The organism is Kocuria coralli, from assembly GCF_008831305.1.
GTDB lineage: Bacteria > Actinomycetota > Actinomycetes > Actinomycetales > Micrococcaceae > Kocuria > Kocuria coralli.
On the sequence record NZ_ML708620.1, the window covers coordinates 120,056 to 138,450 of the forward strand.

Annotated in this window: 19 protein-coding genes; 12 read left to right on the forward strand and 7 right to left on the reverse strand. The window is 63.6% G+C overall.

The genetic code is table 11. From position 1 onward, the window contains the following. Nucleotides 1-126: 126 nt before the first annotated feature. The 3 genes from FCK90_RS10500 to FCK90_RS10515 all read right to left on the reverse strand — a co-directional run bounded on the left by FCK90_RS10500 (nt 127) and on the right by FCK90_RS10515 (nt 1,475). Nucleotides 127-669: a hypothetical protein gene (locus tag FCK90_RS10500; RefSeq protein ID WP_158034246.1), complete on the reverse strand. Its 543-nt coding sequence runs from the start codon at nt 667-669 to the stop codon at nt 127-129. A gap of 19 nt (nt 670-688) precedes the next feature. After that, entirely contained in the window at nt 689-931 is a 243-nt protein-coding gene (gene nrdH / locus FCK90_RS10505) for a glutaredoxin-like protein NrdH (RefSeq protein WP_047692617.1), read from the reverse strand. Between the two features lie 355 nt (nt 932-1,286). Next, nucleotides 1,287-1,475 (reverse strand): hypothetical protein, encoded by a 189-nt coding sequence (locus tag FCK90_RS10515; RefSeq protein WP_158034248.1) that lies wholly within the window; start codon nt 1,473-1,475, stop codon nt 1,287-1,289. A 252-nt stretch (nt 1,476-1,727) separates the two neighbouring features. Between FCK90_RS10515 and FCK90_RS10520 the strand changes: the two genes are divergently transcribed. From FCK90_RS10520 to FCK90_RS10545, 6 genes are all read left to right on the forward strand, one after another. Then, entirely contained in the window at nt 1,728-2,264 is a 537-nt protein-coding gene (locus FCK90_RS10520) for a hypothetical protein (RefSeq protein WP_158034249.1), read from the forward strand. 99 nt (nt 2,265-2,363) lie between these two features. Next, nucleotides 2,364-2,747 (forward strand): DUF6112 family protein, encoded by a 384-nt coding sequence (locus tag FCK90_RS10525; protein WP_158034250.1) that lies wholly within the window; start codon nt 2,364-2,366, stop codon nt 2,745-2,747. 34 nt (nt 2,748-2,781) lie between these two features. Further along, nucleotides 2,782-3,771, forward strand: coding sequence for a type IV secretion system protein (locus FCK90_RS10530; RefSeq protein ID WP_156125466.1), 990 nt, complete (start codon nt 2,782-2,784; stop codon nt 3,769-3,771). 14 nt (nt 3,772-3,785) lie between these two features. Then, nucleotides 3,786-5,312: an SCO6880 family protein gene (locus FCK90_RS10535; RefSeq protein WP_158034251.1), complete on the forward strand. Its 1,527-nt coding sequence runs from the start codon at nt 3,786-3,788 to the stop codon at nt 5,310-5,312. A gap of 43 nt (nt 5,313-5,355) precedes the next feature. Next, a complete protein-coding gene (locus FCK90_RS10540; protein WP_158034252.1) occupies nt 5,356-6,972 on the forward strand; it encodes a hypothetical protein in 1,617 nt (538 codons plus the stop codon). An 18-nt stretch (nt 6,973-6,990) separates the two neighbouring features. After that, nucleotides 6,991-8,799, forward strand: a complete 1,809-nt coding sequence (locus FCK90_RS10545; RefSeq protein WP_158034253.1) for a type IV secretory system conjugative DNA transfer family protein — start codon at nt 6,991-6,993, stop codon at nt 8,797-8,799. Between the two features lie 177 nt (nt 8,800-8,976). Here the strand turns inward: FCK90_RS10545 and FCK90_RS15405 are convergent, their stop codons facing one another. After that, nucleotides 8,977-9,141 carry a hypothetical protein gene (locus FCK90_RS15405; protein WP_181954285.1) on the reverse strand — a complete coding sequence of 55 codons (165 nt, stop codon included), beginning with the start codon at nt 9,139-9,141 and terminating at the stop codon, nt 8,977-8,979. 354 nt (nt 9,142-9,495) lie between these two features. Between FCK90_RS15405 and FCK90_RS10555 the strand changes: the two genes are divergently transcribed. The 4 genes from FCK90_RS10555 to FCK90_RS10570 all read left to right on the forward strand — a co-directional run bounded on the left by FCK90_RS10555 (nt 9,496) and on the right by FCK90_RS10570 (nt 14,441). After that, entirely contained in the window at nt 9,496-10,380 is an 885-nt protein-coding gene (locus tag FCK90_RS10555; protein ID WP_158034254.1) for a hypothetical protein, read from the forward strand. 74 nt (nt 10,381-10,454) lie between these two features. Further along, nucleotides 10,455-11,369 (forward strand): hypothetical protein, encoded by a 915-nt coding sequence (locus tag FCK90_RS10560; RefSeq protein ID WP_158034255.1) that lies wholly within the window; start codon nt 10,455-10,457, stop codon nt 11,367-11,369. A gap of 174 nt (nt 11,370-11,543) precedes the next feature. Further along, nucleotides 11,544-12,095 carry a single-stranded DNA-binding protein gene (locus tag FCK90_RS10565; RefSeq protein ID WP_158034256.1) on the forward strand — a complete coding sequence of 184 codons (552 nt, stop codon included), beginning with the start codon at nt 11,544-11,546 and terminating at the stop codon, nt 12,093-12,095. A gap of 102 nt (nt 12,096-12,197) precedes the next feature. After that, nucleotides 12,198-14,441 (forward strand): hypothetical protein, encoded by a 2,244-nt coding sequence (locus tag FCK90_RS10570; protein WP_158034257.1) that lies wholly within the window; start codon nt 12,198-12,200, stop codon nt 14,439-14,441. Nucleotides 14,442-14,447: 6 nt separating this feature from the next. Here FCK90_RS10570 and FCK90_RS10575 read toward each other — a convergent pair whose 3' ends face one another. Both FCK90_RS10575 and FCK90_RS10580 read right to left on the reverse strand, forming a co-directional pair. Next, entirely contained in the window at nt 14,448-14,894 is a 447-nt protein-coding gene (locus FCK90_RS10575; RefSeq protein ID WP_158034258.1) for a hypothetical protein, read from the reverse strand. An 80-nt stretch (nt 14,895-14,974) separates the two neighbouring features. Continuing rightward, nucleotides 14,975-16,125 (reverse strand): IS3-like element ISPfr10 family transposase gene (locus FCK90_RS10580; protein WP_158034259.1). Its coding sequence is split into 2 segments (ribosomal slippage): nt 14,975-15,855 and nt 15,855-16,125, totalling 1,152 coding nucleotides; the frame shifts between segments, so codons are not numbered across the junction. A 122-nt stretch (nt 16,126-16,247) separates the two neighbouring features. On the opposite strand from FCK90_RS10580, the gene FCK90_RS10585 reads away from it, so the two are divergent. Beyond that, complete coding sequence (locus FCK90_RS10585) at nt 16,248-17,168, forward strand: toll/interleukin-1 receptor domain-containing protein (RefSeq protein ID WP_158034260.1); 921 nt, start codon at nt 16,248-16,250, stop codon at nt 17,166-17,168. Between the two features lie 274 nt (nt 17,169-17,442). Here the strand turns inward: FCK90_RS10585 and FCK90_RS10590 are convergent, their stop codons facing one another. Continuing rightward, a complete protein-coding gene (locus FCK90_RS10590) occupies nt 17,443-17,625 on the reverse strand; it encodes a hypothetical protein (protein ID WP_158034261.1) in 183 nt (60 codons plus the stop codon). A gap of 355 nt (nt 17,626-17,980) precedes the next feature. Between FCK90_RS10590 and FCK90_RS10595 the strand changes: the two genes are divergently transcribed. Then, a partial coding sequence (locus FCK90_RS10595; RefSeq protein WP_181954286.1) for a transposase family protein occupies nt 17,981-18,395 on the forward strand: 415 nt, incomplete at its 3' end.

Below are 18,395 nucleotides of genomic sequence, written 5' to 3' on the forward strand. Positions count from 1 at the left end.
TGTGGAACAGCTGAGGGATCGCGGAGGCGAGGCCGATCACAGCAAGGATTGTTAGGAAAATCATGGCGTAAGAAATTAGAAGGAACTTCCGGTGCTCCCTGTCTAGTTCATTGGTTTCCATGGTGTTCACCTGGTTTCTGGTGTGGGGATTTCGTTGGCCGGCCACGGGCCGGTGCGTTGAATGTCTGTTGATTCCGGACCGTCAGCGAGGTCGCGACTGTAGGAGAAGGTGGTGTCCCCATTGGTGAGCTTGGTGCGGACGATCAGGGACCCGTCGCGGGAAGTCCCCACGGAAGTGGTTCCGGCCTCCCAACCGCGGATGTGCTCGTTGTTCACGGTGATCTGAGGAGTGTTGCCATCACGGGTGATGGTGTAGTCCACGACAGCGTCATCCCCGCAGCGCAACTGGAGGGCGCTGGGGTTGACCGAGCCCCCGTCCGCGGCGATGTAACAGGTCAGAGGATCCGTAGCTGGCGGTTGGGGCGTGGTCATTAGCTGCCGAGCGCCTTCAACCATGACCGCCACCGGGTTGCCCGGCCAGGTCTGGAATCCGAAGAACAATGCCACCAGCATCACGATGTTGAGCACTATGAGGGTGATGAAGCTGCCGACCGAGGGGCTTTGACGCTTTGACTCGTTAACTTCCTGCTTGTTCTCGGTGTCGTTCATGGTGGTCTCCTGGGGTTTGTCAGTGGTTGATGGTTTTGATGAGGTCGGGGCGGAACCCTGACCAGTGGTCTGGGCCGGCGACGACGACGGGGACTTGTTGGTAGCCCATGGCCACGACTTGGTTGTAAGCGTCTTGGTCTTCGGTCACGTCGATCACGGTGTATTCGATGTCGGCTTTTTTGAGGGCCCGGTAGGTGGCGTTGCATTGAACGCAGGCGGGCTTGGAGTAGACGGTGACTGTGGCGGTGGTTGTGGTGCTCATCGTGTGTTCCTCCTTGTTAGGTCCTCATCGGTGGGAGGCCTGTTCGGGGTGTCCCCTCGTTCCTGATAAGCGGAGCAGTGCCGGGTTAGGAGAGGAGCGCAACCCCGTAGGGGCGGTGGAGGAAGGAATTTCCGCGCGAAATAAGGGAGCTTGCGACCGCGTGCGGAAAATCCTGGGGGAACCGGCGGCGTAGCCGTTTGCGCGTAGCGACGCCCGGCAATGATGGAGCGTCAGGAACGAGGGGCCCGGTATTCACACCTGGTTCGGTGGTTCTGGTGCATGAGTGAGGGCCTGGTCCCGGTCACGTGGTGGTGAGCCGGGGCCAGGCCCTGGTTTCTGGTTTTCGGTGTGGTGGTTAGGCGAAGGTCAGGAATGCGAAGAGCAGGAAGATCCCGCCGAGGACCAACCACACACCGCCCATCGAGACGTGGGGGTCTTTGGTATCGGCGATGGCCGTCGCGCGGAGACCGGAGAAGACCATGCTGATCACCACGAAGATCACGACCGGGATGGCCATCAATGCGAAGACGAGCAGCTGGAACATGTCGAGTCCTTGAGTGGGAGTTTTGGCTGGTCAAGGGGCTGTGGTTCTAGTGTGCCCCCTCACACAGACATCGTGAAAGGCCTGGTGAGTGTGTGACACACGCCGTCGTCGGGGTGGGCCGATGGCCGGTCAAGAAGGCTGGTTGGTGACGTCACGGTCGGTGGCGGGCTGGTCTTCGGAAACGGAGGCGGCGTGAACACGATGTTGAGCGCCCAGGGGTACACCGAACGATCCGCGGATGCTGTGCCCTTGATGACGGTGGTCGCCGGTGGACTGATCGCGGTGATGCTGGTGGGGATCGCGGCCGGTATTGCGATTGCCGCGCTGAAGGAGGGGGTGGGTCGGAAGACCAACCGCCCCTCGTTGATGGCAGCCGGGTGGAAGTCAGCCGGGCTGGGGTTCTTCGCAGCTGCGGTGATCGGCTCGGCCGGGACCCTGTTTATGGCCGGTGGGAGTGTGTATTCGCTGCCGAAGGCGGCGGCCGAGCAGGTGGCGGCGCAGACCTCGACCACGTGCAGCCAGACCTTCGAGAAGAAGGTCACGGACATGAACGATGCCCGCGACATCGTGAACTCGGATTACAACCTGAGCTCGACGATGAACATCACGATCAATTACTACCCGGATCCGGCTCAGTCGTGTGCTGAGAACACGGTGGATTCGTGCCGGTTGGTGCATGTGAAGCTGCTTAGTGGTGTCTCCAACATGAATTCCAACCAGTACAACGGCAAGAACGTGGACGAATGGATCGCCCCAGCCGGTACGTGCTCCACGGGCGACCCCCAGTAACCCACAGGGATAGTTCCCTCCGGTGTCTCGGCCGCGTTGATTGCAGCGCCGTGACACTTCCCCCCCTCGATTTTCTTCTTGTTCTGAAAGGACACCGCAATGTTTGACATCACTTCTTTCGCAGCCACGGTGGACGTGGTTCCGCACCTGAGCCACGTGGCATCGCTTGTGCACATCGGAGCAGCCGGGTTCGATCCCGGTGTGACGCCGTCCATGGACGGGCCGCTGGCCAACCCATCACAGAAGGTCGTCTCCTGGATCGTGACGGTGGTCCTGATTTCGTTCGTGGCTGTTATCGCGATCGGTGCGCTGGTGTGGGGCATTGGCTCACTGTCAAAGACTCCGGCGGCGAAGACCGCTGGCTTGGTCGGCATCCTGATTGGTGTTGGTGGCGCCGTGGTCGCAGGTGCCGGGTCAACGATCGTTTACATGGCCACCTCGTGGAACTTGCTGGAACCTGTCACCAGCAGTGTGGGTCTCTGAGGGCCCGTGACTGGGTGCTGGGGGTGATGTTGTGATGTCGATGATGGTGATGGCGCCGGCGAATCCGTTGACGGATTGGCTCTCGGACGCCAGCGATTCGGGGTTCAACGCCGCGATCGCTCGCGCGGCAGAAGACTCTTGGACGTTCATGTCGGACGCGTTCGCGGCATCAGATCTCTCCCCGGCCTGGTGGGCTGGTGTGGTGGGTGCCGGTGATGACCCGGGGATGCTGCGGATCCTGACCGTGGTCATGGCGCCGCTGTTGATCCTGTTGGTGGGCTATCAGGCCACCGCCGGGTTGTTCACCGGGAACACGGCAATGATTCTGCGCGCCGGAGGTATGGCGTTACTGGCGTTGCCGTTGCTGCTGGGTTTGGTGACGGTGGTCATGTTGTTTGCCTCGGCTTTTGATCAAGGCACGCAGTTCATTCTCTCGGCCAGTGGTGAATCACAAAATATGGCGGGTTTCATGAAACTCTTCGGATTCGAGTTGAACGATTCCGGTGAGTTCCAGCAAATGAACAGCGAGTACAACGTGTGGCGCGGGGTTGCCGAGAACTCCAGTGGGTTCGAGTTGTTGATTCCGATGGTGCTTTCGTTTGTGATTTGGCTGGCGTCGCTGTTCCTGGGATTCATGATGGCGCTTCGCACCACCGCGCTGGTGATGCTGACCGCGATGGCAGCTGTGGCTGTGTTCGCGTTGTCTTCGGATGCCACCAAGGCGTGGTTCTTCCGGTGGCTGTCGATGGTTTTCGGGTTACTGATTGCCAAACCGCTGTCTGCAGCCGCATTGGTGATGGCGATCAGCGTGTTTAGGTACTCGGCCACGACGGCGCAGCTGTTGGCGGCGCTGGCTGCGGTGATCATCGCAGCGATCATGCCCGTGGCCATGATGGCGCTGTTCTCATTCAGTGCCGTGCAAGCCAGCGGGGGCCTGGAGGCCGCGATGTCTCGGAGTTCCGGATCTTTGATGCGGAACTCCGGGCGCGGTGCCGGTGCGATGACCCGTTTGATTCGCCGCTGAAAGGGGAAGAACTCATGAGTACGACGTCGTCAACGAAAGACGCGGTGGTGGGGGCCCCGTTCCCGCGGAAGGCGAAGAAGGGGGCTGTGTTGTGGATGCCCTGGTCCCAGACCGTGCTGGTTGCAGTGTTCGCAATGCTGGGCGTCTTGGCTGTGGTCCGGGGTCATCTGGGGTTGTGGGTACTCAGCTGGATCGTGATGATCGCTGTGGCGGTCCCGATCGACAACATGCCTGGCTACGCCAAGGTCTGGATTTTCCTGATTGGTCTGTGGCGCAGCGCCCGCGGTCAGAGCGAGGGCGTGGCCCGGCCTGCGACGGCGGAGGAGATCGCGGCTGACCGTGAGGCTGAGGCAGCAGCTGTGGCCGCTGGTGTGGAACCACCGGCTCGGTTGCGGCTGAGCGGTGAGGCAGGCGAGATCCGGCTGTTCACCATGGCGTCCGGGCAGTGCATGGTGTGGGACCCGGTGCACCGCAACGCCACCGTGATCGCCCGGGTCCACGGCACCGGGTTCACGATGGCTGAACCAGAAGACCAGGCTGATGTGTTGGATTCCTGGGCTGCAGCAATCAACGCCCTGGCGGATCACACCGGGGTCGTGGCGGTGCAGGCCAGTGACGTGATGACGGTGCTCTCAGCCGCTCAAGTACGTGAGGCCTACATTCGGCAGGTCGAGGAATCAGAGATCGCTTCCGGGGCCGCTTTGTCACCGATGCTGCATGAAGACATCCTGCAGACCCTTTCCGGTGACCGGGCTCAAACCCACAACGAGGGCCTGGTCTCCATCACGGTGCATCAGGGCCTGGTGAAAGAAGACGTGAAGGAACACGGCGGTGGTGTGGCCGGGTTGATGGAGCTCATGGAGGCCGAGATGACGGAGTTCGAACGATTGCTCTCAGAGGCGTCGGTGACGGTGACGTCCTGGTTGACCACGGATGCGTTGGCTTTGGTGATTCGAACGGCATTCTCCCCGTTCGAGGCCAACGATTTGGCCACGGGCATGGTCAAGGTCTCCGCAGCCACAGCGGGGCCGATGGCGGCGAAGGCGTCGTGGGACAAGATCCGGTGTGAGGGAACCTGGCACCGGGTGATGCGCGTGGATCTGCCGACGCGGACTGTGAAGGCCGGGTTTATGCGACGGCTCAATGAGGCCGGGGACTTTCCGCACGTGGTCACCCAAACCTTTCATTCGGAGGGCATTGCCGCCGGTCTCGCGCGTGCGGAGGCCGAGAACCGCGATGACCTCTCTGCTGACCAGATGCGCGCCTGGGCTGGGCGGGTGAAGGGCCTGGAAGAGCAGGCCATGAGCAACGAGATCGTGGACCACGGCGATCACGCTTTGGCGGGCTACGGGGATGTCAAGTTCCTGACGATGGTCGTGGTCTCGGCCGAGTCCGAGGACGAACTGGAATTGAACACCAAGCAGATGATCTCCGGGGCACGACGAGCCGGCTGTGAGGTTCGCACGTTCTACGGCCAGCAATGGCCGGCATTTCTGGCCGCGGCGCTGCCCTTCGGGCGTGGCCTGCAGGATCGGCGGTGACCTGATGCCACGGATGTCAGAGACAGAAGGCACGTTCCACTCAGTGAGCATTGAACCCGGGTCGGTGACCCGGCGGGAACGACGTGAACTCCGCAGGGCCGGGCAGCGGGCCGGTAAGCACCTGGCCAAGCAATGGGCAGGCCAGGCCGTTTCGAAGGCCTTGGACGGACTGCCCGGGCTGACGTTTCCCCGCGGTGGCCGGCGGGTGGCGCGGAACATGCGTGGGCGGATGCTGCTGCGCCGCCCGGGCTGGAACCGCACCTCCTCGTGGACGTTCGCCTCGGCCTACCCGTGGGTATCGTCCTCGGGGCTGGGGACGAGGAAGTGCTTCATTGGTTTTCTGGCCGATGGACGGGGCAAGAAGGCCTCGGGGTCGATGTGGACGATGGACCCGTGGGAGTGCTACGAGCAGGGGCTGATCACGGGCATGGCTTGCGTGCTGATCGGCACGATCGGCACGGGCAAATCCACGACGGTCAAGACGTGGGTGATGAACCTGGTGATGGCTGGGCGTCGGGCGATGATCATGTCCGACATCAAGGATGAGTGGGGTCCGGTGGCGAGGGCTTTGTGTCCTGCGGATGTGAACCCGGTGATGACGGTGGGTGGATCCCATGTGATCAACCCTCTGGATCCGGGGCGTCGTCCACGCACGGGCGCGGTGGTTGATCCTGACACGGGGGAGAGCCTGCTGGAGTCTGCTGGCGAGGACTGGGGCGAGGACCTGGTGATCGCACCGATGAGTGATGAGCACTGGGTGAAGGCTGTGCGGTCCCGCCGGCAGTCGATCCTGCGAACGATCACCGAGATCCTGGCCGGGCGGCGGTTGACCGGTGATGAGCGTGCGGCCTTGATTGATGGGATCGATGCGGCGGTGGCGGCCAAGGGCGAGGACGTGGCGTCCATGACCCCGGACACGACACCGCAGGTCGCTGCAGCGGCCTCGATCACGATCCCCGATGTGATCCACGCGCTGCGCCATCCTTCGGCCGAAACGCTGGAGGAATCCGGGTCTGCCAGCCGTGAGGTCGCCAATCAGCTTAAAGACATGGTGAAAGGCGACTTGGCGGGCCTTTTCGATGGGCCCTCCACGGTGGAGTTCCGTGACGATGTGCCGATCTCCGTGTTCAACACGAAACCGTTGATGGCTCTGCCCCCGGAGGCGAGGCTGATCGCCTCCCAGTGCATCCAGTCCTGGGCGGAGTCGGTGATCACCAACGGCGATGTGCAGCGGGTGGTGGTCTACGAGGAGGGCTGGGAAAACCTGGGTGACATCGCCTCACTGAAGCGCATGGTGACGCAGTGGAAGCTGGCGCGAGCGTTCGGGATCTTCTGCATCCTGATCCTGCACAAGCTCTCGGACCTGCATCAGGCCGGTGATGAGGGTTCCAAGGCACGGGCGTTGGCCATGTCGCTGCTGGCCGACGCTGACATCCGGGTGATCCACCGCCAAAAATCCGATCAGCTGGAGGCAACCGCAGAATTACTGCGGTTGACCGGGCCTGAGCGTGAAGTCATGGGCCGGCTGCCCAAGGGCCAAGCGTTGTGGAAGGTGGCCGAGCTGGAGGGCCGTGTTGTGCGCACTCACCGATCGGAGCTGCAGGCCAGTTTGTTTGACACCGATTCGGCGATGAAGCAACGCACCCGCGTTGCCGCCTAAACAAGGGGGTTATGGGCGATGCAATCCAGGGGCAACGACGTCCTGTTGTACGCACTCGTCGGCGTGCTGGTGACGGTGGGCGCTGCAGCGATGATGCTCAGTTGGGTGGGGCGGGGAATCACCAGTGTGATGTGTGGTGCGCCCTCGGTCCGGACTCACCCGGTGGAACTGGCAGTCGGTTTCGTGCGCGACGGTGGGACGGCGTTCGTGACGGCCGATGGACAGTGCGCGCCTGCCACGTGGGCGGTGATTGCACCGCTGGTCGTCGGGTTGGTAGTGGTCGCGGGCCTGGCGGTTTGGGGCGTGGTGCTGTGGCGCAACTGGAAAGAATCCGATGCGTACCTGCTGCGGGATCTTGCCCGGCGTAATGGCGTGGCCAAGGGCCGCGAGGTGAAGATCAAGGCCGGGGAAAAAGCGTTGATGGCCAAGGCCAGTGCTATCCGACCCACCTTAAAGAACCCACGCCCGGCCGATATTGGAATGTGTTTCGGGCTCTCGTGCGGGTACCCGATGTGGGTGTCTTCGGAGGATTCCGTGGTGTTGATTGGGCCACCGCGCTCCGGCAAAGGCTTCTACATCGTGATCAACGCATTGTTGGATGCCCCAGGTGCGGTGGTCACGACATCGACCCGTGGGGATAACGTGCGGGCCGTGTGGGAAGCGCGGGCCAAGATCGGGCCGGTGGCATTGTTTGATCCGCAGGGGCTGACGAAACTGCCAACGACGCTGAAATGGGCGCCGCATCAGGGCTGTGAGTCAGTGATGGTGGCCTCCCGGCGGGCCCAAACCATTGTCGGGGCCTCGGCGATGGGGGAATCCACCTCGAACCAGGAATGGGCCGGTGTGGCCACCCGGATCCTCACGGGGCTGCTGCACGCTGCGGCCCTGGCCCAGGTGGACACCCCAACGTTGGGTCGATGGGGATCCACCCCGGGTCTGGCCGCTGCAGCCGTGAAGGTGCTGCGCTCCCACCCCGATTCAGCCCCGGGATGGGCTGAGGCGTTGGATGATGAGCTCAACAGTGACCCCAGGATGCTGCCCTCGAAATGGATGGGCGTCTCAGAAGCCCTGTCACCGTTGATGCTGCCAGAAGTGGCTGCCGTGTTGAACCCGGCACCCGGGGAGGGCCTGGACCCCAAGACCTTCATTGAGCAGAAGGGCACTCTGTTCTTGGTGGGCACGAAAACCGGTGGCGGGGCGGCCGCCCCGATGCTGATGGCGCTGATGGATGAGATCACCGCCGTGGCCCGTGAGCTTGCCATCCGATCCCCGGGGAACCGGTTGTCCCCGGGGCTGTCCTTGATCCTGGACGAGATCGCGAACTTGGCGCCATGGAAAGAACTACCGGTAGTCATGGCTGATGGCGGTGGTGTAGGGATCTTCACCCTGGTCGTACTGCAGTCCCCGGCAATGGCGCGCGCTGCCTGGGGTGATCACCTGGCCCAGCAGATCCTGGACGCTGCCACGGTCAAGTTCCAACTGGGAGGTTCCGGTAACTCTGACGAGCTGCAGGCGCTGGTGACCTTGATAGGTCAACGAGTGCTCAAGGAGACGAACACGACGTGGGCGGATTCCGGGACCAGCCGCAGCCAAACCCAGCGGGAGAAAGACGTGATCACGGTCGCGGAGCTGCGCCGGCTCCCGGTGGGCACGGGGTTGGTGCTGACTAGGACGTCACGGCCGATTGTGGTGACCATGGCGAAATGGGTGGACCGCCCGGAGGCGCCCGAAATCAAAGCCGCTATCGCACGCTTTGACGAACGACTGGCGCAAGCCTTGGTCGATGGGCCTGATCATCTGCCCGAGCCACAGCTGACGGCGGCGTGAGTCGTCATGTCATTACGGAGAAAGACCGGAGCCCGGGCGGCAAGGTACCGGGGGGAATATCTGAGCTCCCCGGCGTGGTGGGAACGCCGCCGGGTGTGGTTCGAGACGGTGGCCGCGGCCGGGCAGGTCGCGGTGTGCCAGGTCTGTGGGGCTGACTATGAGCTCAAGTCTTTGGACTTACACCACACCAGCTACGAGGGCGTGACCCAGGACGGTGAGGGTGCCTGGGTAGCCGGTGAAGCGCACGAAGATCTGATGCCGTTGTGCCGCGAGGACCACGAGATGATCCATCGTGAGTTCGATGTCCGCGGCCGCGATTTCAGAGGCTGGGACCGTCGTCACGCGACGGCGGTGGTGGTGATAGGCCTGCGGCGACGCAGGTCGGATGAAGCAACGACGATGGGAGATGAGTGTGAGTCATGAGGGCAGCAGAACCCCGATCTCAGCGGGTCGATGCGTGGTGTGTTGTGAACCCGGACGGGAAGGTGCGCACCTGGTGCGAATTCAGTGGTCAGGAGAAGTCGTGGCCGTGTGCCCTGCGCACATGGAGTCCATCCGCCGGCGGGTCAGGGAGCAGCACATCACCGAGGAACAAGCACTCACAGACATCATCACTGTCCTCCACCAAGCGTTGGTGCTCCCACCACACGGCGGGAGCACCAACAGTGCAGGGACCCAGACGGGAGGAGACACCCCATGAGTGACATGGTCGAGGGCCCCGGCCCGGAGCCCGGCGAGGACGTGTTGGGCGTGGATGCCGGATCCTTGTGGGGCACGGAACCACCCCCGGACGATGAGGAGACGGCGCCACCGCCGTACGAAGACCCGGCTGTTGCAGGGCTGGCTGCCCAAACTGAGGGCCCGGAAGCGTTGCTGGCGACCCGGTGGCGGGACGTGAAAGCCGAGGATGCTCCGACGGCCTGGGTGTTCCTGCGGGGCTGGGTGGACTGGCTGGTGTTCGCCCACAAGATCCCGGAGAAGGAGATCCCGCGGTGCTGGTACCGGCATACCGAGATCGTGGAAGAACTGTGGGCGGCCGCCGCGGCCGAGCACCAGGCCTGGGAAGCGACCACAGCGTCGATGAACCCGATGACGGCCTGGCATTTCCACCTCTCGATGATGCGCACCCGCCTGGAGGGCAAAGCCCAGGAATGCGTGGCCAACAAGAAACACATCCCGGACGAGGCTTACTCGCAGACTCATGCCCCCGGGGCATTGCTGGTGGATGAGGCTGACTGGGCCAAGCACCTGGCCACGGTCACCGACGTCCAGCCGGTGTTGCCGGTGGCCGATGGCCAGGACGTGTCCTGGCGGATGGCAGTGGTCGATGACGAGGGCCTGGTGGTGACCTCCGAGGGTCTGCATCCGGCGGCGGTGGCGGCTACGACGATGGTCACAGTTTCAGCCCCGCGGATCCTGGGACGCGATGAGACCGACGGGGCGGTCTTGCTGGCCGGGGAGGCGACAGCGGGGCAGCGGATCCAAGAGACCTGGTGGGAATACAGCGCCGATGGGATCTCCTGGCACAGGGTCGAGACCTCCCGGCAATCTCACACACGCGGTCACGCAGCGAAGCAGTGATGTGTGTCATCGACACCGGGCAGTGGTACCGGCGATGACACAGGGACCGAGTCAGGCACGTCAGGAGGAACATCATGGATGAGACCGAGATCATCGAGGGCGGCTGGGAGGCCCTGTTGGAGGCCTTGGAGCTTGCGAAGGTCACGGCGGACGTCGCGATCCGAAACACGAAACGGTTGTCGCAGTACATGGACTCGAAGCCTCCTAAGGACCGAGAGGAGTGGGCCACCCGCTCCCAGGTCGCGGACAAAGATGGTCAAGAGGTCGGGTGGCTGAGCAATCAGGACGCCCGGCAGATCGACCTCAGCGACCGTTCGGGGCGCGGCGACGTCGGCCTGACAGAAGAGCCCGGGCAGAAGGCTCCGGTGCTCAAAGAACTGGAAGGGCAGTTCTTCGTGGTCACCCGCCCGGCGGGGGTGGGGACACCGGAGGAACTGCAGCCGTTGAACCTGCAGGATGCCCAGGCCTTGATCCGCGAACACCGCCCGGATTTGAGCGTGCGTGAAACACCGGAGGGGTACCTGGAGTTCACCACCCGATCCCGACTGCAGGCGATGGCCGATCGGGCATCGGAGTTCGTTTCCCGGTTCACCGGGGCCAGCGCAGACGAGGATCAGGCAGCGACCGAAACCCTGGAGCCAGTGACCGAGGCACCTGCAGCACAGCAGCCGGCTGCCGAGAACCCCGATGTCGGTCCAGCACGGGAGGAGAACCAACCGGCCCCGGTCCCACAGCAGCCAGAGGAGCCGACGGCGACGCAAGAAAAGCCGCAGACGCCGGCGCCGGCGGTTGGTGGGCCCGTGACGCGGGCTCCGTGGGACACCGACCCGACGGCCGAGCGTGAAGCTCCCCAGCGCAGCGCCGCGGAGGTGTTCGGCTCCCCAGCCCCGTCCCAGGCGGCCGCGGCCTCAGCAGCCCCGAGCGCCGCTGAAGTGACCGCAGCGCATACCGGCGCGCGGGCACCGGCTACAGCGACGGCGGCCCGGTAGTCCCGGTGGCGCTACGGATGCCCCTCACACCGGATGGTGTGAGGGGCATCCGTGTGCGTTGGGGGTGCTCATGGGGCGGGGTGGTGCGTGTGTCACCGACATCCGAGGGTGGCCGATGCGATGGGTGGTTATCAGCTGGCACTGGGCGGGCTGAACGGGTGAAGGAGGACAATCATGGCTGTGCGGGTGAAGGACTTTCACGTGACCGGGAACCTGGTCGATGACCCCAAGGAGATCGAGGCAGGGGATCGGATGCTGACTGTGTTCGACCTGGCGGAAAATACCCGGGTGTTTGACCGGGAATCCAACCAGTGGCGCAACGGCGCTCCCAACTACTTCGCGGTGGCCGTTGAGGACCCCAGGATGGCAGAGAACATCCGGGAATCGCTGCAAAAGGGACAACGGGTGACTGTGGCCGGGACGATGAGTGCCCAGGCCTACGTGACCAGCCAGGGGCAACCCGGTTTGGAGAACCGGATCTGGGCCGATGAGGTGTCCCCGTCGCTGAAGTGGGCTGTGGCCCAGGTTTCCCCGGATGCTCAGGCGCAAAGCCGTGGGCCGCGGGCTGAACAGTCTTTTCACCAGGCCCCGGCATCCCAGCAGATGAGCGGGGCACCAGCTGACAGACAGCAGCAACCCCAACAGGAGGCACCGGTGCAGCAGGACTACACGACCTGGACGGCAGCGCAGCCTGGCAGCGGAGGGATGCACGGGGCGGGTCGGTGACCCGACCCAGATGACACCACACGTCACAGGGCAAAGAGCCTTCGACACCGGTCGAGGGCTCTTTGCCATGCCAACACCCGGACCCGATCGGGGAGAGAACTGATGAGACGAACATTCCGTAGAGAAGACCGCATCGAGGGCGATGTGCTCCTGGAGGACCTGCCGGAGATTGGTCAAGCAGGGGATGTGTGGGCCTCGGATGCCATCAGCAACCCGATCGGGCACCGGGGTGGCAGCGGCTGGCGGGATCCTGTGACCTTGCGCCCGCGTGGAGTCGGCAGCGCAGAGGGCACGGTGTGGCCGGCCGAGGCGTCCTGGACGCCGGGACGGATGGCCACCACAGAAGAACTGGCAGCGGCCTACCACCACGCCGTGGCCACGCACACCGTGTGGGCCGGGGTGTTGCACGTGCCGCGAAACCACGTGCGTGCCGGCGACGTTGTCATCGATGAGAACGGGCGCCCAGTCATGGTGATCGATCCCAGGGTGGATGGGCCGGTGGAGGTGATGCGCGGTGACGGGCGCCGCGATGCGTTGACCCTGAGTGAGGACATAGTTGAGGTCCGCGGCCGCCGGTGGACCGCGCTGAGCCTGACCGAACAGGCACGGGCGGCAGGACAGGATCCGAAGATGACCACCGACGACGGCGCCCTTGTCGTGGGGTCCTGGGTTGCAGTGAAGGGCCCTGACGTGGGGTCTGTGGGGCTGGTGAGCGAGGTCACCGCTGGCGCCGTGGACGGGCACCCGCAACTGGTTGTGGGCACCGGGGATGGGCCGATGGAGGTCTCGGTCAAAGACGTCGAGGACCTGGAGATTATTGCGTGGCCACCAGGCCACGGTGAGGTGTGGCCTGATCTGCGCTCCATGGCCCTGGATCCCTCCAGCCTGGGCACGGATGCGCCCGTGGTGATGAGTGGGTCCACGCACCAGGTCGATGACGTGCAAATGAGGGTGCGGGACCTGCGCGCCGGTGACGTGTTGCTGTTGGACGTCCCCAACCGTGAAGCGGTGGAAGCAGCTGCCTTGAAGGCCGGGTTCGTTCCGTCGGTGGATCACCCCGGACGCTGGGAACTGGGCGAAGCGGGCGGGCCGATCGGGGGGTTGCGAGCCGGGCAACGGTTCATGGAATCGTCGCGAGAGATCCACAACGTGTCTGTGACCGTGCTGGGCGAGACAGACAGGGCCGTGCCGGCAGGTTTGGTGATGGCCGGGCAGCACATCAGCCTGCCGGCAGATGGGCAGTGGGCCCCGATGGGTCACGGCGACCCGCTGCCGGCCGGAGAGCTGCGGGGCCTGGTGCAACGCACCGGCCCCGGGTTCGTGGATCTGGACCTGGACGTCGCCGGGCAGCACGCCACGCAACCGCATGATGCCGAGTACCGGCGTCCGGTGACCTTGTGGGTCTCGCCCACCTCAATGGTCACCGTGCACGGGAACCGACCGGCGGTGGTACCCGAGGTGGTGCAACTGCACTCCACGGTTCCAGCACATGAGGCCCGTGACGCCTCCATGGATGGGCGAGGATTCGGGGTGGCCACGGTGCATGCGATGGACACCCGCCAAGACCGCTCCACGGAACGGATCACGGTCGGGCAGCTGCGTGAAGGCGATCTTGCGTGGCTGTGGGATCACGAACCGAACGCCAAAAGAGTGCTGGCCGTTCACCTGGAAGGGATCCGCGCAACAGTGATCCGGGAGGAGGCAGAACCGGGGCTGGTGGATGTGCGTGTGCTGGACAGCCAAGCTGCTGTGCGAGCGGTCAGTTTCCAGGAGCGTCCGGACGGCGCCCTGGGACCTGCAACCCAGGTCCTGGGTGAGCACCTGCGTTCCGGTGACCGGGTTCAGGGCCTGGGTGGAAGGATCTCGGAGGTTGTGGACCTGGCCCGAGGCCAGAACCAGGTGCGCGCTGCGCTTAGCGACGGTGACGGGTTGGTGGCGGCTACATTCCAGGCGCTGCGTCCGGTGGAGATCCGCCGCCCGTTACCAGCTGAGCCCACCCGCGGAGTACCTGGTGGGGCTCACCCAATCCCGGTGCGCGACGTCGTGGCCGGGGACATCCTGGTGGCCCCTGATGGCCGCCGCGGTGTGGTGATGGAAACCGAAGTCGTTGAGGGCCTGGCGCATCTCACCGCGGACCGGCTACCGCCGGGTCGAGTAACGATGGCCATGATCGGAGACTCCTCAGCAGCCGTCGTGCGGCAGGGCACTGGGGCGTGGGTGCTGCGCGAAAGCGGGCTGGGAGATCTCGCCGCAGTGCAGTCGAACTCGGCGCAACAAGAAGGGTGGGCACGTCGGGACACCCAGTACCTCCCCGAAACCTACGGCGGGCCTGGAGCCACACGCTGAGACCCATCAGGCACCCGAGAGCAGCGAGGTCACAAAATCCCGGAAGCTGTTGATCTGGTCGAGAACTGGTCCCATGGCGAGGACGACCGGGGCGAGAGGTATGGCGAGCAGTGTGAGGACGATAGCCGCATACGTCATCAAAGGGCGGTGCGGATCGATGCGCCGGGTTATCGGATAGGCAAGGACAGCCAGTCCAATGACTATGATCCATCCGAGCCACCGGTGGGGCAGGTGCGCGTACACGATGGCGGCCTGGATCCAGAACGACAGTAAGAAAACAACAATGAACAGGGCTGCCGTGCCTGAATTCGAATCGGTGAACGCGAGGATCGACCACCAGGCGACGGCCAGGACGACTAGGAGACCGAGGGCTCCGGCCCAGAGCCAAAAGCCCCAGGAGTTGTCCACGGGGTAGTTAACTGACGCGGCGGTTGCGAGTGTGTGGGTGATCATCGGACGTTTCCTGACTAGGCGATTTCCTGAAACAGCGTCAGGGTAGATAGTCAACCCTGGGTTGACGTGGGCCGCCCCCTTCATTCGGTCCGGTCGCTCTGTGAGTCGTCGGTTTCGATTTGATGGGTGCACTGCCGAGCGTACTGGGCCGGGGGTAGGTAGCCGAGCGATGAGTGCCGACGCTGATGGTTGTACTCGGTCTTCCAGTCGCCGATCACGACCTGGGCGTGCAGCAGTGAGTAGAAGCTGTTGATGTTGAGGCACTCGTCGCGGAGGCGGCTGTTGAACGATTCGACGTATCCGTTGTGCCAGGGCGAGCCGGGCGGAATGTAGAACAGGCCGGTGCGGGTACCCGCCCAGTCGGCCATCGCGTCGCTGATGAACTCGGGCTCGTTGTCGCTGCGGAGCACACCCGGTGCTCCGCGGACGGCGACGAGCTCTTCGAGGTGGGCGGTGAGCCGGTCGGCGGTGATCGACCGCTCCACGAGCCCGCCGATGCATTCGCGGGTGTGCTCGTCGACGATGGAGCAGATCTTGATCGGGCAGCCCCGCTCGTCGACGTCGAACTGGAAGTCCACCGCCCATACGAGGTTCGGTGCGACCGCCGCCGGGGCGTCGACGGTCGAGGATCCGACACGCTTGCGGCGTCGCCGCTGCGGGACGCGGAGGCCTTCGGCTCGCCAGAGGCGTTGGATCTTCTTGTGGTTCACCGCCCAGCCCTCACCCCGGGCGTCGTGATACGCCCGCCGGTACCCGTAGCGGGGATGCTTCTTCGCCCACGCGCGCAGCCAGTCTCGCAACGCGCGATCAGGGTCGGCGACCGTGTCGCCCTTGAGCGGGCGACGGTACGCGGACCTGCTCAGCCCGGCCAGACGGCACGCCATCCGCTCGCTCACCTGCAGTGTCCTGATCAGGTGCGAGACGGCGGCGCGGCGCCTGCCCGGGCCTAGAAGTTTCCCTCGGCCAGCTCCTTGAGCGCGGCCTTCTCCAGCTCCGCTTCGGCCAGCAATCGCTTGAGCGTGGCGTTCTGCTTCTCCAGCTCCTTGAGACGCTTCGCGTCGTCGGCCTTCAGTCCGCCGTACTGGTTACGCCACCGGTAATACGTCTGCTCGGATATCCCAAGCTCCCGACACACCGCGGCGATGTCGCTGCCGTCGGCGAGCATCCTGTCGGCCTGCCCGAGCTTGCGGACGACCTGCTCCGGGGTGTGACGCTTCCTGATGTTCGACATGATCTGACCAGTCTCCCTGCCCGCAACCACGGGCGACAGGACGACTCCCAGAACCACCGGACCTAAAAAACGGGGTCAGCCCACTGACCTGAACCTCGTATCCAGGCATATACAATAGGACCATGTCGCTCTCTCGCACCGAACGCTTCCGTCTCAAGAGTCAAGTCTGCGAAGTTATTCGAAACGATGACCGATGGGCGGACCCACAGATCAACATACTTCTCGCCGAGTTTGGACTCGAACGTATTGAACTTGGCTGGCGTAGTGGTGACTCCTTAGAAGAAGCCCTTGTTCCACTGACGGATCCGGACCTCATTGAACTCTCTGCCCTCGTCCTTGACAAGAGTATAGATGACGTCCGGGCGAACGCCGTTGAGTCCGACCCTGGCAATTGGCACCCAGGAAAGGTTCGTCTATTCCTCTCTCATTCAGCCCAGCATAAAGAATTCGTGGGAGAAATCGCTGACGAGCTGGCTGTTGTCGGAGTACATGGGTTCGTTGCGCACGATACAATGGCGTTCAATGAACCGTGGCAAACTCAAATCGAGCAAGCCCTGCGCACGATGGATGCCTTCGTTCTGTTAACACACTCAGAGGTAAATGAGAGCGCTTGGTGTCACCAAGAAGTCGGCTGGGCTTTCGGGCGAGGAGTGCCCATATACGCTGTGCGCATTGGGGCTGATCCCAAAGGGTTCATGGGGTCAAACCAGTGGCCCTCTTGCTCCAGTAGTAATGCACGCGAAATTGCTGACGCCATCAACCAATGGCTTATCGGGATAGATGACCTTGGGGAAGTAATGGTCCAGGGCCTGTTCACTGCCCTATATGAAACGACGGACTACATGAGTTCAGGGGCGATCTCTAAGCGGGTCGCGACCCTTGCAAGTCTAACTGAGGGCCAATGGGAACGACTGAACAGAATCTACTGGAGTAATGACCAGGTTTATCATTGTGTTCTGGCGAACAAGGCGCTTGAACCTTTCTATAAGAAACACAAGAAACAATTTCCTCCGCCCAATCCAGAGGTGGATCGTGCGCAATGATAGCGTCTCGTTCAGTGTGAAGGCATCCAGAACTGGGTTGTAGGCGTTCCGCAACATGAGCGATTAGCCACGGTCCGCGGAGCAGTCAGTGGCTCGGGCTGTTCCGCCCTCAGCGGGCCTGATACTCACGGTTACTCGGCCCATCAGCCTCATCCAATAAGGAACGCCATATGCACGAGACGCGGGGCAGAATCAAGTTGGCGCAACCCATCACCTTGACCGCGCCTCGGGAAGAGTGGCTCGCCGTGGTACGTCTCCCGCCGATAGCTCCCGATCAGATCTGATCAGCACCATGGCTGTCGTCGTCAGTTGGCGGCTCATCGTTCAAAGCTCGACGAACCATTTCGCGGCCCGCCTGACGAGCAGCCTCCCCATACAACGTCCGGCCACCGGTCATGGGCGAGAAGAGTCCGTTCTCCGCGTCTATCGCTAACTGGTCATAGTCAGGATCGCTCATGGATTCAGTCTCTTACCTTCCACGTTGGTGACACTGGCACCGTCGTCATCACACCACAACAATGACTTTGTGTAGGCACCAGAAGCACTGAGCTACAGATAACCGGACGGTGGAGGTGGTGATCCCGGCCCGATCCAGTGCTGTGCGAGCACCGGGCAGATACCGTCGTGAGACCGGCAGATGCGGCTGGTGATCATGCAGTGCAGCCACAGTGGCCGGGGAGACCGTTGATGAGTCCTCAGCGGGGGTCTCGTGGGCGTGGGTTATCGGGCCCTTCCCAAATGAGTGTGGGTAAGGGCCCAAGCGGGGTGCGTGTCACGGGGGTCGGGTAGGGGTCGAGGCCTCCAGGATGGGGGTGCTGAATCCAACCGTCCTCGAAGGCCTCGACGTGTCCCATGCTATGTGCGCGCCGGCGTGCGCGCTCTTCGACCTGCCCGATGTCCACGTGCTCACGATCGAGCGGTACCGCTCCTCGTTCACCCTGGTGGTCGAGACCGTGCCGTCACTGGTGGGCTGTCCGGCTTGCGGGGTGCTCGCCGTTGGCCATGGCCGGGTGGCGGTGCTGCTGCACGACCTGCCTTGCGCCGGGGTGCCCGTGCGGGTGGTCTGGCGCAAACGCCGCTACCGCTGCCATGAGACGGCGTGCGAGGTGACGACCTTCAGTGAGGTCCACGAGCTGGCGGCACCGCGGGCCAAGCTCACCACCCGCGCGATTGCTTGGGCGGTGACGCAGCTGCGCTGCCACGACATCGCGGTCTCGGCACTGGCGG

Bases quoted from the DNA above. Each gene is read 5' to 3' on its own strand.
- FCK90_RS10500 (WP_158034246.1), bottom strand. From the start codon at position 669: ATGAACGACACCGAGAACAAGCAGGAAGTTAACGAGTCAAAGCGTCAA.
- nrdH (WP_047692617.1), bottom strand. From the start codon at position 931: ATGAGCACCACAACCACCGCCACAGTCACCGTCTACTCCAAGCCCGCC.
- FCK90_RS10515 (WP_158034248.1), bottom strand. From the start codon at position 1,475: ATGTTCCAGCTGCTCGTCTTCGCATTGATGGCCATCCCGGTCGTGATC.
- FCK90_RS10520 (WP_158034249.1), top strand. From the start codon at position 1,728: ATGACGGTGGTCGCCGGTGGACTGATCGCGGTGATGCTGGTGGGGATC.
- FCK90_RS10525 (WP_158034250.1), top strand. From the start codon at position 2,364: ATGTTTGACATCACTTCTTTCGCAGCCACGGTGGACGTGGTTCCGCAC.
- FCK90_RS10530 (WP_156125466.1), top strand. From the start codon at position 2,782: ATGTCGATGATGGTGATGGCGCCGGCGAATCCGTTGACGGATTGGCTC.
- FCK90_RS10535 (WP_158034251.1), top strand. From the start codon at position 3,786: ATGAGTACGACGTCGTCAACGAAAGACGCGGTGGTGGGGGCCCCGTTC.
- FCK90_RS10545 (WP_158034253.1), top strand. From the start codon at position 6,991: ATGCAATCCAGGGGCAACGACGTCCTGTTGTACGCACTCGTCGGCGTG.
- FCK90_RS10555 (WP_158034254.1), top strand. From the start codon at position 9,496: ATGAGTGACATGGTCGAGGGCCCCGGCCCGGAGCCCGGCGAGGACGTG.
- FCK90_RS10560 (WP_158034255.1), top strand. From the start codon at position 10,455: ATGGATGAGACCGAGATCATCGAGGGCGGCTGGGAGGCCCTGTTGGAG.
- FCK90_RS10565 (WP_158034256.1), top strand. From the start codon at position 11,544: ATGGCTGTGCGGGTGAAGGACTTTCACGTGACCGGGAACCTGGTCGAT.
- FCK90_RS10570 (WP_158034257.1), top strand. From the start codon at position 12,198: ATGAGACGAACATTCCGTAGAGAAGACCGCATCGAGGGCGATGTGCTC.
- FCK90_RS10575 (WP_158034258.1), bottom strand. From the start codon at position 14,894: ATGATCACCCACACACTCGCAACCGCCGCGTCAGTTAACTACCCCGTG.
- FCK90_RS10585 (WP_158034260.1), top strand. From the start codon at position 16,248: ATGTCGCTCTCTCGCACCGAACGCTTCCGTCTCAAGAGTCAAGTCTGC.
- FCK90_RS10590 (WP_158034261.1), bottom strand. From the start codon at position 17,625: ATGAGCGATCCTGACTATGACCAGTTAGCGATAGACGCGGAGAACGGA.